General features: G+C 66.2%; 14 protein-coding genes and 1 pseudogene. 6 read left to right on the forward strand and 9 right to left on the reverse strand.

Going from position 1 to position 14,923, the window contains the following annotated elements; genetic code table 11:
* Window positions 1-3: 3 nt before the first annotated feature.
* The 4 genes from K0O64_RS08320 to K0O64_RS08335 all read right to left on the reverse strand — a co-directional run bounded on the left by K0O64_RS08320 (window position 4) and on the right by K0O64_RS08335 (window position 4,496).
* The gene (locus tag K0O64_RS08320; RefSeq protein ID WP_096310719.1) at window positions 4-909 is read right to left on the reverse strand and encodes a hydroxymethylglutaryl-CoA lyase; all 906 of its coding nucleotides are present in this window, start codon (window positions 907-909) and stop codon (window positions 4-6) included.
* The gene (locus K0O64_RS08325; RefSeq protein WP_096310721.1) at window positions 906-2,108 is read right to left on the reverse strand and encodes a CaiB/BaiF CoA transferase family protein; all 1,203 of its coding nucleotides are present in this window, start codon (window positions 2,106-2,108) and stop codon (window positions 906-908) included. Before K0O64_RS08325 ends, K0O64_RS08320 begins: the two co-directional genes overlap by 4 nt.
* An 82-nt stretch (window positions 2,109-2,190) precedes the next feature.
* Window positions 2,191-3,375 carry an alpha/beta hydrolase family protein gene (locus tag K0O64_RS08330; RefSeq protein WP_096310723.1) on the reverse strand — a complete coding sequence of 395 codons (1,185 nt, stop codon included), beginning with the start codon at window positions 3,373-3,375 and terminating at the stop codon, window positions 2,191-2,193.
* Window positions 3,375-4,496: a homogentisate 1,2-dioxygenase gene (locus K0O64_RS08335; RefSeq protein ID WP_096310725.1), complete on the reverse strand. Its 1,122-nt coding sequence runs from the start codon at window positions 4,494-4,496 to the stop codon at window positions 3,375-3,377. Before K0O64_RS08335 ends, K0O64_RS08330 begins: the two co-directional genes overlap by 1 nt.
* Before the next feature lie 192 nt (window positions 4,497-4,688).
* Here K0O64_RS08335 and K0O64_RS08340 point away from each other — a divergent pair, with 192 nt between their 5' ends.
* Window positions 4,689-5,681: an esterase family protein gene (locus K0O64_RS08340; RefSeq protein WP_164520037.1), complete on the forward strand. Its 993-nt coding sequence runs from the start codon at window positions 4,689-4,691 to the stop codon at window positions 5,679-5,681.
* A gap of 61 nt (window positions 5,682-5,742) precedes the next feature.
* Here the strand turns inward: K0O64_RS08340 and K0O64_RS08345 are convergent, their stop codons facing one another.
* The 3 genes and pseudogenes from K0O64_RS08345 to K0O64_RS08355 form a co-directional block, all read right to left on the reverse strand.
* On the reverse strand, window positions 5,743-6,741 hold the full coding sequence (locus K0O64_RS08345; RefSeq protein WP_096310727.1) for an oxidoreductase: 999 nt from the start codon (window positions 6,739-6,741) through the stop codon (window positions 5,743-5,745).
* Window positions 6,742-6,768: 27 nt separating this feature from the next.
* Window positions 6,769-6,870 (reverse strand): annotated as a pseudogene (locus K0O64_RS08350) (TetR/AcrR family transcriptional regulator); the annotation flags it as partial.
* 239 nt (window positions 6,871-7,109) lie between these two features.
* A complete protein-coding gene (locus K0O64_RS08355) occupies window positions 7,110-7,709 on the reverse strand; it encodes a TetR/AcrR family transcriptional regulator (RefSeq protein WP_096310729.1) in 600 nt (199 codons plus the stop codon).
* A gap of 148 nt (window positions 7,710-7,857) precedes the next feature.
* Here K0O64_RS08355 and K0O64_RS08360 point away from each other — a divergent pair, with 148 nt between their 5' ends.
* From K0O64_RS08360 to K0O64_RS08375, 4 genes are read left to right on the forward strand one after another with little or no spacing between them, the layout of a single operon-like run.
* Window positions 7,858-8,007: a ferredoxin gene (locus K0O64_RS08360; protein ID WP_220046281.1), complete on the forward strand. Its 150-nt coding sequence runs from the start codon at window positions 7,858-7,860 to the stop codon at window positions 8,005-8,007.
* A complete protein-coding gene (locus tag K0O64_RS08365) occupies window positions 8,004-9,284 on the forward strand; it encodes a cytochrome P450 (protein WP_220046282.1) in 1,281 nt (426 codons plus the stop codon). Before K0O64_RS08360 ends, K0O64_RS08365 begins: the two co-directional genes overlap by 4 nt.
* Window positions 9,281-9,979, forward strand: a complete 699-nt coding sequence (locus K0O64_RS08370) for an FMN-binding negative transcriptional regulator (protein WP_225933658.1) — start codon at window positions 9,281-9,283, stop codon at window positions 9,977-9,979. Before K0O64_RS08365 ends, K0O64_RS08370 begins: the two co-directional genes overlap by 4 nt.
* A 39-nt stretch (window positions 9,980-10,018) precedes the next feature.
* Window positions 10,019-12,301 (forward strand): molybdopterin-dependent oxidoreductase, encoded by a 2,283-nt coding sequence (locus K0O64_RS08375; RefSeq protein ID WP_225933659.1) that lies wholly within the window; start codon window positions 10,019-10,021, stop codon window positions 12,299-12,301.
* Window positions 12,302-12,307: 6 nt separating this feature from the next.
* On the opposite strand, the gene K0O64_RS08380 is transcribed toward K0O64_RS08375, so the two are convergent.
* Window positions 12,308-12,640, reverse strand: a complete 333-nt coding sequence (locus K0O64_RS08380; RefSeq protein ID WP_225933660.1) for a MarR family winged helix-turn-helix transcriptional regulator — start codon at window positions 12,638-12,640, stop codon at window positions 12,308-12,310.
* Window positions 12,641-12,854: 214 nt separating this feature from the next.
* On the opposite strand from K0O64_RS08380, the gene K0O64_RS08385 reads away from it, so the two are divergent.
* Window positions 12,855-13,706: an oxidoreductase gene (locus K0O64_RS08385; protein ID WP_096310733.1), complete on the forward strand. Its 852-nt coding sequence runs from the start codon at window positions 12,855-12,857 to the stop codon at window positions 13,704-13,706.
* On the opposite strand, the gene K0O64_RS08390 is transcribed toward K0O64_RS08385, so the two are convergent.
* Window positions 13,707-14,921 (reverse strand): acyl-CoA dehydrogenase family protein, encoded by a 1,215-nt coding sequence (locus tag K0O64_RS08390; protein WP_071946838.1) that lies wholly within the window; start codon window positions 14,919-14,921, stop codon window positions 13,707-13,709. It abuts the gene before it with no gap.
* Window positions 14,922-14,923 lie beyond the last annotated feature (2 nt).

Raw genomic sequence — 14,923 nt, forward strand, 5'->3', positions numbered from 1 at the left:
GGGTCAGTTCAAGATCCGGTCACCGGCCCGCAGCAGAGCGCTGGGCAGATCGTGACCGACCACCGATTTCGCCACTGCTGCCGCGCTGATCGCGGCCGGTAGGTCGACGTCGACGCCAATCCCGCTGTCTCGCAATAGGTATACGAGGTCCTCGGTGGCGATGTTGCCGCTCGCTCCCGGTGCGAACGGGCAGCCGCCCAGGCCGCCAACCGAGGAATCGAGCCGTGTCACACCCGCGGCCACCGCCGCGTACGCGCTGGCCAGCCCGGCCCCGCGGGTGTTGTGGAAGTGCGCTCCCAGGGGCCGATTACCGATGCGGGGTCTGACCTGATTCATCAGTGCGGTGACGCGCCCCGGCGTGGTGGTGCCGATCGTGTCGGCGATGGCCAGCCGGTCGGCGCCGAATTCACATGCGGCATCGACGATGTCGAGCACCCGCTGCGGCGGGGTGGGCCCGTCGAACGGGCAGTCCCAGGCCGTGGCGATGATGACCTCGACGGTGACGCCGGAGTCGTGGGCGATGGCGACGATGTCGGCGATCTGTGTGGTGGCCTCGGCGCTGCTGCGCCCGACGTTGGCCCGGCTGTGGGCGTCGGCCGCCGACACCACGTATTCGACCGACCTCAAGCCCGCGGCGATCGCGCGCTTGGCGCCGTTGGGGCTGGCGACCAGCGCGGAGAACTCGATGTCCGGATAGTCGCCGAGGTGGGCTGCCAGCTCCGGCGCGTCGGCCAGGGCCGGCACCTTCGACGGCGAGACGAAGGCCGTCGCCTCGACCTCGCGCACACCGGTGGCGGCGATCGCGGCGAGGAGTTCGAGCTTGGCGGACAACGGGATCGGGTCTTCGATCTGCAGGCCGTCGCGCAGCGCGACCTCACGGATCGTCACGTGTTCGGGTAGGTCGCTCACAGCACCCCCTGGGACTCGAGGTCGGCGATCTCCTCGGACCGCAGGCCCAGAAGTTCACCGTACACCTCGCTGTTGTGCTGCCCGGGACGCGCTGATCCGGCCGATCGAATGGTGCCGGGGGACTCCGACAGCACCGGAACCACGCCCGGCCCTTTCACATTGCGTCCGATGCGTTCGTCCCAGTGGTCGGCGATCATGCCGCGGGACAGCAATTGCGGATCGGTGACGACCTCGGCGACGGTGTTGATCGGCCCACTAATCACGCCGGCCTCGCTGAGAGTGGTGATGATGTCGTCCGGTTGGCGGGCCGCGGCCCAGTCACCGATGATCCTGTCGAGCTCGTCTTGATTGCGGCCGCGCGCAACGTGATTGGCGAACCGGTCGTCGTCGGCCAGCTCGGGTTGACCCATCGCCGCGCACAACCGACGGAACACGGTGTCCTGGTTGGCGGCGATCACCACCCAGCTACCGTCGGCGCTGCGGTAGATGTTGGATGGGGCAATGCCTTCCAGCCGGGTGCCCGACGGTCCGCGCACCACACCACCGACGTCGTAGTCGGGGATCGTCGACTCCTGCACGGCGAGGCACGATTCCGTCAGTGCCGCGTCGACGATCTGCCCCTCACCGGTGACGGTGCGCCGATATAGCGCCGCCAGCGCACCCTGCGCGGCGAACATACCGGCCAGACTGTCGCCGAGGGACAGCGCCAGCCGCGGCGGCGGTCCGCCGGGGAAGCCGTTCATATGTCGCAGCCCGCTGGCGGCCTCGGCCACCGACGCGTAGCCGGCCTTCTTCGCCTCCGGTCCGGTCTGGCCGTAGCCGGACACCCGGACCAGGATGATGCCCCGATTGCGTTCGCGCAGAACGTCGTAACCCAGGCCCCACTTCTCCAGCGTTCCGGGCCGGAAGTTCTCGACGATGATGTCCGACTTCTCGACCAGATCAAGGAACAGGTCGCGCCCGCGGGGCTGGCGCAGGTTGAGTGTGACGGCCTTCTTGTTGCGGGCGTGCACCGTCCAGAAGAAGTGGTGACCGTCCAATTCGGCCTGGCCCCAGGTGCGCAGCGGGTCCGGAGCGCCCGGCGGCTCGATCTTGATGACCTCGGCACCCATGTCGCCGAGCAGCCGGCCGGCGAACGGTCCCGAGATCAGCGTCCCGACCTCGAGGACGCGAATACCGTCCAGGGGGCCAGTCGTCATCGCACACCCTTTCTCACCTCGAGCAGACGCAAACTCGCACGAAATTGGGTGAAAATGCGCGATTCTGTGTCTGCTCGCGCCATCAATCAGCCTTTGAGAAGTCGTGTCGGACCAGCCAATCCGTGACGATCCCGACGGCCTGACGCAGCGTCTCGCGCTGGTCGGGTCCGGAGTAGTAATGGTTGGCGCCCGGGATCTCGTGCATCTCCTTATCGGGATGCCCGATCGCCTCATAGAGCCGACGGGTATGGCTGGGCGTACAGGCGTCGTCGGCGAGGTTACCGATCACCAGTGCCGGCACAGCGATGTCCGGGCCGGCCTTCACGGCGTCACCGTTGGCGTCGTCATAGCTCCACTGTGACAGCCAGCTGCGCAGGGTGCAGAACCGTGCCAGCCCGACCGGGCTCATGTTGACCACCTGCGGATCGCCGAGATAACAGGTGCCCGGGGCGCGTTCGTTGGGGTCGACGGTCGGGTCGAGCCACCGTGGGTCGGCCATGGTGCCGTGCACGACGAAACAGAATTCGTCATCGGGTCGGCCTTCGGCTTTGAGCTCGGCCAATTTATTCTTGACCCACTTGGTGATTCGCCGGTTTCGGGCGATCTGCGCCTCGTGATAGCGCGTCAGGAACTCGTGTGTGTACGGCGGCTGGTTGGGGTTGTCCGGGTTGTACAGGTCGAGTTCGGGATCCCGCTTGGTGGGGTCGCTCTCGTCGAGGATGGACGCATCCATCCATTCGGTCATGGTGCCGTGCCTGCTGATGTGCGCGGCCAGCAGCATGATGCCGTCGGCGGGAATCAAGCCCAACTTGGTCAGATCCGGGCCGTCACCGGACGGACTCGCCGTGATCGTCGGGTTCTGAGCCTGCTGTTGATAGAAGACCGACAGCGACCCGCCGCCGCTCCACCCGGCGAGGACGACCTTGGTGTAACCCAGCCGATTCTTGGCGTCCTTGATGCATTCGCCGAGATCCTCGACCACCTTCTCCATCAGCAGCGCCGAGTCGGTGCCACGGAAGCGGCTGTTGCAGTAGATGACGTGATGCCCGGCCTTCGCCAGCGCGTTGATCATCGGCAGGTAGGCGCCACCGCCGATCGGGTGCATGAACACCAGCACGGTGTCGGACGGGGTGGTGGGTTTGAGCAGGTAGCTCTCCAGCACGACCAGCTCCGCGACTCCGCCGTAGACGTCGCGGACGGCCGAAGTGTTCTGGTAGGCAATGAGATACGGGATGCGTTCGTAGGCGCGTTTGACCGGGGTAACCATCAGTGCTGCTCCAAATCGTTGGCCAGGACCTCCGGCGACGGGACCAGTCGCCTGCGGGTGTCAATCGCGATGACTTTCCAGTCCACGCGGTCGAAGTCGTCGAACTTGCGCCGGGCCCGCTCGCGAGCTTTCTCCGGTGCGCCGTGGTGGACCCCCTGCGGGGCGTGGCTGATCAACCCCGGCGGCATCGGGATGCCGTAGAGCGAGCCGCCGTGGAAGAACGCGATCTCGTCGAAGTCGACGTTGCGGTGATACCAGGGGGTGCGTTCGGTGCCGGGGACCGATTCGGCCGGCTTCGGCAGGAAATTGCAGACGTACACGCCCGTCGCTTCCATGAACAGATGCACCATCGGCGGCAGGTGCACGCTGTCGGAGGTGACCACGTTGTAGTCGTCGATATTGAAGGTGAACGCGTAGTTGTCGCCGCGCCACCCTTCGACGTCGATCGGGTTATGCGGGTAGCGCAGTGTTGTGGTGTCGACGCCGTCGATAGGGCGGTGATAGAGCCGCACCTGATATTCACCGTCGGTGTGCGGCCCGTCGCCGTCGTCGATGGGCGCTGGGTCCGGCACGACGGCCTGGGAGGGGTCAAAGGGCCAGTGGCGCCCGAGTGGGCCCGCCGGTGGCACCCGGAACTCGTCGGTGGCCTCGATGATCAGCCAGGTGCTTTCGTGCCCCGGGGTGGGGATCTGCCGCCACGTGCACGCCTTCGGGATGTAGATCCAGTCGCCGGTGCGGTAGTCCAGTGGTCCGAACTCGGTTTCCAATGATCCGGAACCTTGGTGGACGAAGCACAGCAGGTCGCCGTCGACGTAGCGCACATAGAACGGCATGGCCGCCTCGCGCCGGCTCAGTGAGATGCGGCAGTCGTCGTTGGTGAACAGCAGCAGCGGTGTGCCGGCGAAGTCGGCGAGGTCGCTGGGTTTGAGCTCACTGGAAAGGACGTCGAGCGGTCGTAGCGGACCCGTGGCGCGAAATGTGGTGGGATCGTTACGGCGGTAGATATTGGCGGTACGGCCGGTGAATCCACCTCGGCCCAGTTCATCGTCCTTGAGGCCGTCGAGGTCGGCGTGGACGCGCCGAGGTGTTGTGCCTTTGCGCAGGTGAGTGAAGGATTCCATGGACTCTCCCGAGATTGGCGTCGAGGTACGCATCGGTAGAAAACTAAAAGTGACATTAGTTTTTCTTTAGACCCCTGACAAGCCCCAACCAAGGAGTTGGGTAACGTGGCGGACTTTCACAGGTTTGAGACGGCATGTTTTACTCAACTCTGCAATCCGAGAACCGGGGTCATAGAAAGCTGGGGTGGATTTGTGAAGTCCTTGTTTGACAAGGTGCGCGGCTGGCCGCGTCGATTGGCTGTCGCTGCGGTTGCGGCGGCGGCTCTTCCGGGCCTGATCGGCCTGGTCGGTGAATCGGCAACGGCGAGCGCGTTCTCCCGTCCGGGGCTCCCGGTGGAGTACTTGATGGTTCCGTCGCCCTCGATGGGCCACGACATCAAGATCCAGTTCCAGAGTGGCGGACCGAACTCTCCGGCCGTCTACCTGCTCGATGGCCTCCGTGCGCAGGACGACTTCAACGGCTGGGACATCAACACCCAGGCGTTCGAGTGGTACTACCAGTCCGGTCTGTCGATTGTCATGCCCGTCGGCGGACAGTCCAGCTTCTACGCCGACTGGTACTCGCCGGCCTGCAGCAAGACCGGTTGCCAGACCTACAAGTGGGAGACCTTCCTGACCCAGGAACTCCCGCAGTGGTTGTCGGCCAACCGTCAGGTCAAGCCCACCGGCAGCGCCGCGATCGGTCTGTCGATGGCCGGTTCGGCCTCGCTGATCCTGTCGGTGTACCACCCGCAGCAGTTCATCTACGCCGGTTCGATGTCGGGCTTCCTGAACCCGTCTGAGGGCTCGTGGCCGTTCCTGATCAACCTGTCCATGGGTGACGCGGGCGGTTTCAAGGCCAACGACATGTGGGGTCGGACCGAAGATCCGAACAGCGGCTGGAAGCGCAACGACCCGATGGTGCAGATCCCCGCGATCGTCGCCAACGGCACCCGCATCTGGATCTACTGCGGTAACGGCAAGCCCAATGAGCTGGGCGGCGGCGACCTGCCGGCCACCTTCCTCGAGGGTCTGACCATTCGCACCAACATCACCTTCCGCGACAACTACCTGGCCGCGGGCGGCAAGAACGGTGTGTTCAACTTCCCCGACAACGGCACCCACAACTGGGCCTACTGGGGTCGCGAGCTTCAGGCGATGAAGCCCGATCTCATCAGCCACCTGGGAGCTACTCCGCAGTCCTGATGTAGCAAGCCAACGAAGCGGGCCACCGGTGAAAGCCGGTGGCCCGCTTTGTTGTTGAGGCTCAGAAGCCGCCGGCGACCCGTACCACCGCGCGCCCGGAGTATTTACCGGCCCGCACCTGGTCGATGACCGAGACGACATCTTTGACGTCGACCTCGTGGGTGACGTCGTCGAGGTGACGCGGCTTGCGCTCGCCGCCCAGGCGCTCCCACAGCGCCCGACGCGGACCGATCGGCAACTGCACCGAGTCGATACCCAGCAGCGCGACCCCGCGCAGGATGAAGGGCATCACAGTCGTGTTGAGCGCCGGGCCACCGGTCAGACCGCTGGCCGCGACAGCACCGCCGTACTCCAGTGTGCTGATGACGTCGGCCAGCGTCGTTCCGCCGACGCAATCGACCGCGCCCGCCCACCGCGACTTGCCCAGCGGGCGGGGCTTGGCGTCGGGGTCCTCGGGCAGCCGGCCGATGACCTCCGCGGCCCCAAGGGACTTGAGATGCTCGGCCGCCTCGGCCTTTCCGGTGGAGGCCACCACGTGGAAACCGGCGGCAGCGAGGATGTCCACGCTCACCGAGCCGACGCCGCCGGTCGCACCGGTCACCACGATCGGGCCGTCGTCGGGTGTGACGCCGTACCCGATCAGGGCCTCGACGCTCAGCGCCGCGGTGAAACCGGCCGTTCCGATCGCCGCGCCTTCGCGCGGTGTCAGCGATCCCAGTGCGACAACCTGATCGGCGGGCAGCCGCACATACTCGGCGTAGCCGCCGTGGTGGCCGGTGCCGATCGCGTAACCGTGCGCCAATACCTGGTCGCCGACGGCGAACTCGGCGGAGTCGGACTCCACGACCTCACCGGTGAGGTCGATGCCGGGCACGATCGGATAGTCCCGGACCACCCCGCCACGCGGTGTCAGCGCGAGTGCGTCCTTGTAGTTGACGCTGGAATAGGCGACCCGGATCGTGACGTCGCCGGGGGGAAGTTCGGAGGCGTCGAGCGTCTCCACCGACGCGGTGATCTGATCGCCGTCCTGACGGGCCAGTAGTGCCTGATAAGAATCCATGCCAAGACGGTAGCGCCCGCGGCTGGCCTACCCGCGGGTCGCCTCGTAGCCGGTGGTGAACCATCGAACCGTGCGTTCGATGGTGGGCAGGATGTCGGTGATCGCGATCTCGCCGGCGGCGAAGCGTCCGGCCTTCCGCGGCCTGCTGATGAGCACTGCGCTCAAGGTCGGCGGGGGGTTGAGTCTTTGATGATCGAGACCAACCTGCCACCCTGCAGGGACTATTGACCGATCGACCAATTACGATCGGCTATGGGTTGAGCTGTGGTTGGACCGGCCAAGCCGACTGGCACCCACCGGGTCACGGCTATCGAGCGGGCTTTGAAAGAGCATGAAAGCTGCTGTGCCACATAGCTGCCGAACGTCGCTCAGGTGGATTGGGGTTGCTGCGAAGCGGCGACCTTGTTGAGGAAGCGCTCCACCAGTTCGCGTAGCTCCTTGTGGCCCTCCGTCATCCCGATCGCGCTCTCGTTACACAGGCTGCGTGCGCTCTGCGCAACGAGCATCGAGATCGCGACGGGGGGAAATTCGGTGAGGTCGACGCCATGCGACCGCAGAGCGACTGTCGCGGCGGCGGTTTCGATATCGCGGACACGTTCGGCGTAGGACTTCAGTTCCGCGCTGATCACCTTCCGATGGTTGGCCAGCGCGACGAACTCGGCGTACAGACCGGTCCAGCGCGGGTCGGTGTTGATGGCCCACAACGTCCGCAGCGGTTCGTCGGCGGTGATCGCCTGACGCATTTTGGCCAGCGACGCTTCCGAACCCGCTTGCAGTACGGCGACGAACAGGTCGTCCATCGTCGGAAAGTAGTAGTAAACCAGGGCGGATCTCACGCCGGCGCGCGCGGCCACCCGTCGCGACGTGGCGCCGGCATAGCCCTCCTCGCGCATGATTTGAGCGGTCGCCTCCATCAAGCGTTCACGCGTGCCGACATCTTTGTCTTTGCTTTTCGATGTCGACGCCATGGCGCCATCCTCTCAGGAGTCCTTCGCACTTGGCTAGATAGCCAATGGGGCCGGCTCTTGACCGGTGATCTCCGGCCATGGTAGGCATGTCCGCGAGAATTTGATCGATCGATCAAAAATCGCTCCGCGATTGGATATGGAGGCTTCGATGACCGCAGCTCGCTCGCGCGTGCAGGTCGACCGGAACCTGTGCGAAGGGCACGCCCTGTGTGTCGAGTTGGCCGCCGATCTTCTCGAGGCGGCGGTGGCCGCGTGCCCGCGCCAAGCCATCAGCATCGTGAAAGGCCCGCAAGAATGACCGATTTGGCAGCTGCCGACTATTTCTCCGACCAGGCCATCGCGCAGGACCCCTACGACTACCTGGACTACATCCGTTCGCAGAACCCGGTGTTTCGCGAGCCCAACTACGGGGTCGTGGCTGTCACCGGGTACGACGAGGCGGTCGCGGCATTCAAGGATTACGAGACGTTCTCGGCGGTGAACGCCATCGGTGGTCCGTTCCCGCCGCTGCCGTTCGTCCCCGAGGGCGACGACATCTCCGAGCAGATCGATGCCCACCGGCACCTGTTTCCCATCAACGAGATGATGGTCGTGATGGATCCGCCGGAACACACCCGGGCCCGTTCGCTGCTCAGTCGGTTGCTGACCCCGGCCCGGCTGAAGGAGAACGAAGACTTCATGTGGGAGCTGGCCGATCGCCAGCTCGACGAGTTCATCGGCAACGGGAAGTGCGAGCTGCTGTCGGAATACGGCAAGCCCTTCGCCACCCTGGTGATCGCGGACCTGTTGGGCGTACCCGACGATGACCGCGCGGAGTTCCGGGCAAGTCTCGGGGCGGGCAAGGAGCCCGGAAGCGCGGTCGGCGCACTGGATCACACGCCCGTCGCGGTCAACCCGCTGGAGTGGCTGGACGCGAAGTTCACCGGCTATATCAACGAACGTCGCCGGCACCCGCGCGAAGACGTCCTGAATTCCCTTGCCGCAGCGACGTACCCGGACGGCACGACACCGGACGTCGTCGACGTCGTCCGCGCGGCGACATTCCTGTTCGCCGCCGGACAGGAGACCGTCGTCAAGCTGCTCAGCGCGTCGACCCGGGTACTGGCCGAGCGTCCCGACCTTCAGGACAAGCTGCGCGCCGACCGCAGTCTGATCGGCAACTTCATCGAGGAATCGCTGCGTATCGAAAGCCCCACCAAGGTCGACTTCCGGCTGGCGCGCAAGACCACCAACCTCGGCGGCGTGGACATCAAGGCCGGGACCGTGCTGATGCTGTGCCTGGGTGCGGCCAACCGCGACCCGCGCAAGTTCGAGAACCCCGACGAGTTCCACCTCGACCGCAAGAACGTCCGCGAGCACATCACGTTCGGCCGCGGCATCCACACCTGTGCCGGGGCGCCGCTGGCCCGCGTTGAGGCGAAGGTGACGCTCAACCGGCTTCTGGATCGCATGGCCGACATCGCCATCGACGAGACACAGCACGGTCCCGCCGGCGCCCGTCGCTACCGCTACGAGCCGACTTTCCTGCTGCGCGGCCTGAGCGAATTGCATCTCACGTTCAAACCTGTTGCGTGACGACCGCTGCCCGGGAAGCATTGACCGGCATGCTGATCCATCCCTGGGATGCCGCGCTGGACACTGCCGAGTGGCAGACCTGGCTGGCATCGACCGACCGGTTCGGCGTCCTCGCGGTCAACAACATCGACTCCGCGCAGGCGCCGGTGTTGGTGCCGACCCATTTCACCGTGGCCGCCGACGAGCTGTTTATCCACCTCGCGCGACCCAATCCGGTCTGGCAACACCTGGAGGCCGCCACCGAGGTGCGGGTGGCGGTGATCGGTGACTATGCCTACATCCCGACGTATTGGCGCGCCAAGGCCGGTGGCCCCGATGAGGACGGGGTGCCCACGAGCTACTACGCCTCGGTGCAATTCATCTGCCGCCCAACGATTGTCGACGATCCGCAGGGCAAGGCCGACATCCTGCAGGCGCAGCTCGATGACTTCCAGCCCGAGGGGCGCCACGCCGAGGTGGCCGTGGGGGAGGACCCGTACGGCCGGATGCTTCCCGGCATCCGTGGCGTCCGGCTGGCAGTCCAGCGAGTCGAGGCCAAGTTCAAGTACGACGACGCCAACCCGGTCGAACACCGTGAGCGCGTCATCGGTCATCTCGAGGAGCGCGGCCGCGGTCTCGACGCCGGGGTGGCGGTCCAGCAGCGGCGACGCCTGTCCGAGATCGGCGACTGGCGGGCTCGCCGGGGCCAATCCTGACCATTGTGTGGGCCGCCGAGGCCTGCTTAACTTGGACAGGTGTCCAGACAGCGGTCGGATAAGGCAAACGGTCTCGCGGCCCGGGTGACCTGCCCGCTGTGTGAGGCGATGTGCGGGCTTCGGGTGACCGTCGACGGCGACGAGGTGACTGACATCCGCGGCAATCCGGACGACGTGTGGTCGCGCGGGCACATCTGCCCCAAAGGCACCGTTCTCGGGCAACTGCACAACGACCCGGACCGGCTGCGGTCGCCGATGATCAAGCAGCCCAACGGCACCCACGTCGCCGTTTCCTGGGACGAGGCATTCGCCGAAGCCGAGCGGGTACTGCGGCCGGTGCTCGACAGCGACGGCGCCCGAGCGGTCACCGTGTACGTCGGCAACCCGGTGGCACACAATCTGGGCCTGAGTTCCTACATCGGCGCCCTGGTCGGCATCGGAGCGGCGGCCGGCATGGGCGCGTACTACTCGCCGGGCACCGTCGACCAGTGGCCGCTCAACGTGGTCGGCACCTTGTTGTTCGGCGGGATGTGGAACGCACCGATCCCCGATCTGGCCCGCACCGACCATCTCGTGATCATCGGCGCCAACCCGGCAGCCTCGCAGGGCTCGATGCTGTCGGCACCCGACGTCACGGGTCATCTCGCCGGCATCCGTACGCGCGGCGGCCGCGTGGTGGTCGTCGACCCCCGCCGCACCGAAACCGCCCGGCGGGCCACTGACTGGGTGCCGATCCGGCCGGGCACCGACGCGCTGGTGTTGTTCGCCGTGCTGCGCACGCTGGCCGCCGACGGGTTGCTGCGCGAACATCCGCATCTCGACGGCCGGGTCCAGGGGCTCGACGAGGTGATCGCCCTGGCCGAACCGTTCACCCCGGAAGCTGTCGCAGGACCCAGCGGAGTGCCGGCCGCCACGATCCGCAGGCTTGCGCACGACCTCGCCGCGGCATCGAATCCCGTGCTGTACAGCCGGATCGGAGCCTGCACCCAGGAGTTCGGCACCCTGGCCACCTGGTTGGTGTTCGTGCTGAATACCGCGCTCGGCGCGGTCGACCGGCGCGGGGGAGCGGTATTTCCCATGCCGGCGGTCTACTCGCCGATGTTCATGAAGCCACCCGATCAGGCCGGCCGGCGCTGGGAATTCGGCCGCTTCACATCCCGCGTACGCGGGGTCGGGGAGGTGCTGGGTCAATTCCCGGTCAGCTGCCTGGCCGAGGAGATCACGACTCCGGGCGAGGGACGGATCCGTGGGTTGATCGCCGTTGCCGGCAATCCGGTGATCTCCGCGCCGGCAGCAGGTCGGCTGGACGCGGCTCTGGCGTCACTGGATGCTGTGATTTGCGTGGACAATTGGCTCAACGAGACCACCCGGCACGCCCATGTCATCTTTCCCGGGCTCTCGCCGCTGGAACGCCCGCACGCCGACGACCTGTACTGGATCTATGCCGTCGCCTCCTGCCTGAAGTGGTCGGAACCCCTGTTCGCGCCCGATCCCGGGCGCCCGACCGAATGGGAAGTGCTCCTTCGCCTTTCGGGTGCCTTGTTGGGCACGCCGGTCCCCGACGTGGACGTCACGGCGATGGACGATCTGTACACCGGCGGCCTCGTCGCGACCATGTGCACTCAACCGGGTACGCCGCTGACGGGACGGGACCCGAATGAGGTGATGGGCGCGCTCAAAGGCCAAGGGCCCGAGCGCATCTACGACCTCTACATCCGCCTCGGCCCGTGGGGCGACGGCTTGGGCGCCGACCCGGACGGGATGACTCTCGACGAGGTGCGCAAGCATCCCGACGGCCTGCGACTCGCCGAACTCGACGGTGGCCGCCTGGATTCGGCGGTCACCACGCCCTCCGGCGCGATCGAGCTTGTGCACGATCTGTTCGTCGACGACGTACCCCGGCTGCGGGCACGACTGGACCGCCCCGAGGAGTCGCTGCTGCTGACCAGCCGGCGGCATCTGCGGTCGAACAACTCGTGGTTGCACAATGTGCCGTCGTTGATGCGGGGGCGGGACCGCTGCACGCTGCTGATCCATCCCGAGGATGCCCTGCGAATCGGGGTCGGCGACGGTGAACTCGCCGAGGTCAGCACATCGGAAGGGAAAGTGGCTGTGCCCGTTGAGGTCAGCGACGACATGATGCCCGGTGTGGTCTCGTTGCCGCACGGCTGGGGGCATGGTGTGCCGGGCAGCCGGCTCGGCGTCGCCAACGAACACCCGGGGGTGAACTCCAACCTGCTGAACCCGCCCGACCTGCTCGATATGCCCAGCAACACGCAGGTGGTCAACGGGGTACCGTGCCAGGTGCGCCCGACCGGCTGAGCCGTCTCAGTCGCTGATCGAGTCGGCAAGGCGCTGCAGCAGTTCGGTGAGCACCACTTGCTCCTTGGCCGACAGGATGCCGAACAATTCGTGGGCCGCCGCCGTGTAGGCGCTCGCCCACGTTTCGGCCTGGCGGCGACCGGCCGCGGTGGTCTGCAGCAGCGTCACCCGGCGATCGGAGTCGTCGGCGCAGCGTTCGATCAAGCCTTCGCGGACGAGTGCGTCGATCAGCGTGGAGGCGGTGCCCTGGGTGATGCCCACGGTCCTGGCCAGGTCGGTCAGGCGCACCGGGCCACAGCGATTCACCTCGAAGAGCACCTTCGACCGCGGGGTGGACACGCCGTGGTCGCCCAGGCGTTCGTCGAGCGCGCGGACGAGGGTCTTGCCCGCGCGGCCGAACGCGTCGGCCAGCGCGACGGCCCGCTGAGGCGATTCGGCGTCGTGTGCTGAGCGTGGAATGTGGCGTCACCTCCCTGGGTTGACAGGAAGCGTAGCGCGCCAGCAGAATAGTTTGACATCAAACAATTCGACCTCAATGCGAACGGATGGTTTCATGACACGCTTCCCATTGGCCGGCTACAACGTCCACCGTGTCGGCTTCGGCGCCATGCAACTGCCCGGTCCGGGCGTGTTCGGCCCGCCGCGAGACCACGACCAGGCGCTGGCGGTGCTGCGCCGGGCCGTCGACGCCGGCGTCGACCACATCGATACCTCGCAGTTCTACGGCCCCAACGTCGCCAACGAACTGATCCGCGAGGCGTTGCATCCCTATCCCGAGAACCTGGCCTTGGTCAGCAAGGTCGGCGCGCGGCGCGACGACCAGGGTGCGTGGCTGCCCTACAACGAACCGGACCAGCTGCGGGCGGGCATCGAAGAGAACCTGAAGACCCTTGGTGTCGATCAGCTGGCCGCGGTGAACCTGCGGGTGATGGAGAACGAGGCCGACGCGCTGTTCACCGACCAGCTCGGCGCGATGATCACCGCTCGCGACGAGGGACTGATCGCCGGCATCGGGCTGAGCAATGTCAGCCACGAGCAGCTGCTGCATGCGTTGGAGCTGACCGACATCGTCTGCGTCCAGAACCCGTTCAATCTGGTGGACCGGTCTTCACAGCCGGTGCTCGACGAATGCGTCGCGCGCGGTATCGCGTTCGTCCCGTTCTTCCCGCTGGGGTCGGCGTTCCACGAGGTGAATCCCGTGCTGTCGCACCACCTCATCACCGGGGCGGCCGAACGGCTCAGTCACACTCCCGCGCAGGTCGCGCTGGCATGGACGCTGAGCGTTGCCGATAACGTCCTACTGATCCCGGGCACCTCGTCGCTGGGGCACCTCGAGGAGAACCTCGCCGTCGCTGATATCGAACTCGACGAGGAAACCCGGCGGGAACTGACCGCGGTCGCCTAGCTACTTGAGTTCGGTCGAGGACAGCCCGAGCAGACGACGGGCGACAACCAGCTGCTGAATCTGCTGGGTACCTTCGAAGATGTCGAGGATCTTCGAGTCGCGGGCCCACTTCTCCAGCAGCGTCTGCTCGGAATAGCCTGCGGTTCCGGCCAATTCGACTGCCTTGAGGGTGATGTCACTGCCGACGCGGGCGGCCTTGGCCTTACCCATCGAGGCTTCTTTGGAGTTGGGGATCCCGTTGTCGGCCTGCCACGCCGACCGCACGGTCAGCAGGTAGCCGGCCTCCCAATCCGCCTCCATGCGAAGGAATTCCGCGGCGGCGGCGCTCTGGGCATGGGCGGGCTTGTCGTAGGAGATCTCAACGCCGGCCTCGGTCAGGATCGTGCGGAGCTCCTCGAGGGCGGCACGGGCCACCCCGACCGCCATCGCGGCCACGATCGGGCGGGTGTTGTCGAAGGTCTCCATGACCCCGGCAAAACCCTTTTCCACCTCGATTTCCGGGCTCCCCAACAGGTTCTCCTTGGGGATGCGGGCGTTCTCGAAGCGGATGGCCGCGGTATCGGAGGCCTTGATGCCGAGCTTGTGCTCGAGGCGCTCGACAGTGACTCCGGGGTGCTCGCGCGGGACGATGAACGACTTGATCGCCGCGCGACCCTTGGACTTGTCCAGCGTCGCCCACACCACGATGTGCGTGGCCCGTGAGCCGGCGGTGACATAGATCTTCTCGCCGTTGATCACGTACTCGTCGCCGTCGAGAACCGCGGTGGTCGACACCGCCGCGGAGTCGGAGCCGAACGACGGTTCGGTGATCGCCATGGCGGCCCAGACGTTCTTGCCCAGCCGCTCCAACTGTTCGTCGGTGGCGACGCCGGAGATCGCGGCGTTACCCAGGCCCTGGCGGGGGACCGACAGCAGCAGGGCGATGTCACCCCAGGAGATCTCCAGTGCGTTGAGCAGCGCGGACATGTTGCCGCCGTTGATGTTTCCTTTGGGGCCGTCGTCACTGTCGCGGAAGGCCTCCGTGCCGGCGAACGAGATCGTGTTGGCCTCGGAGATTCCCTCGAACAGTGTTGCCAGGGTGTCCAGTTCGACGGGGTAGGCGTGTTCGGCGACATCGTACTTGCGCGAGATCGGCCGCAGCATCTCCGCGGCACCCTGGTGCGCCTTCTCGATCACGGCTTCCAGCTTGCGCGGCATTTCGAGATTGATTGCCATGT

The organism is Mycolicibacterium pallens (assembly GCF_019456675.1).
Taxonomy (GTDB): domain Bacteria; phylum Actinomycetota; class Actinomycetes; order Mycobacteriales; family Mycobacteriaceae; genus Mycobacterium; species Mycobacterium crocinum.

Bases quoted from the DNA above. Each gene is read 5' to 3' on its own strand.
- K0O64_RS08325 (WP_096310721.1), bottom strand. From the start codon at position 2,108: ATGACGACTGGCCCCCTGGACGGTATTCGCGTCCTCGAGGTCGGGACG.
- K0O64_RS08330 (WP_096310723.1), bottom strand. From the start codon at position 3,375: ATGGTTACCCCGGTCAAACGCGCCTACGAACGCATCCCGTATCTCATT.
- K0O64_RS08335 (WP_096310725.1), bottom strand. From the start codon at position 4,496: ATGGAATCCTTCACTCACCTGCGCAAAGGCACAACACCTCGGCGCGTC.
- K0O64_RS08345 (WP_096310727.1), bottom strand. From the start codon at position 6,741: ATGGATTCTTATCAGGCACTACTGGCCCGTCAGGACGGCGATCAGATC.
- K0O64_RS08355 (WP_096310729.1), bottom strand. From the start codon at position 7,709: ATGGCGTCGACATCGAAAAGCAAAGACAAAGATGTCGGCACGCGTGAA.
- K0O64_RS08360 (WP_220046281.1), top strand. From the start codon at position 7,858: ATGACCGCAGCTCGCTCGCGCGTGCAGGTCGACCGGAACCTGTGCGAA.
- K0O64_RS08365 (WP_220046282.1), top strand. From the start codon at position 8,004: ATGACCGATTTGGCAGCTGCCGACTATTTCTCCGACCAGGCCATCGCG.
- K0O64_RS08385 (WP_096310733.1), top strand. From the start codon at position 12,855: ATGACACGCTTCCCATTGGCCGGCTACAACGTCCACCGTGTCGGCTTC.
- K0O64_RS08390 (WP_071946838.1), bottom strand. From the start codon at position 14,921: ATGGCAATCAATCTCGAAATGCCGCGCAAGCTGGAAGCCGTGATCGAG.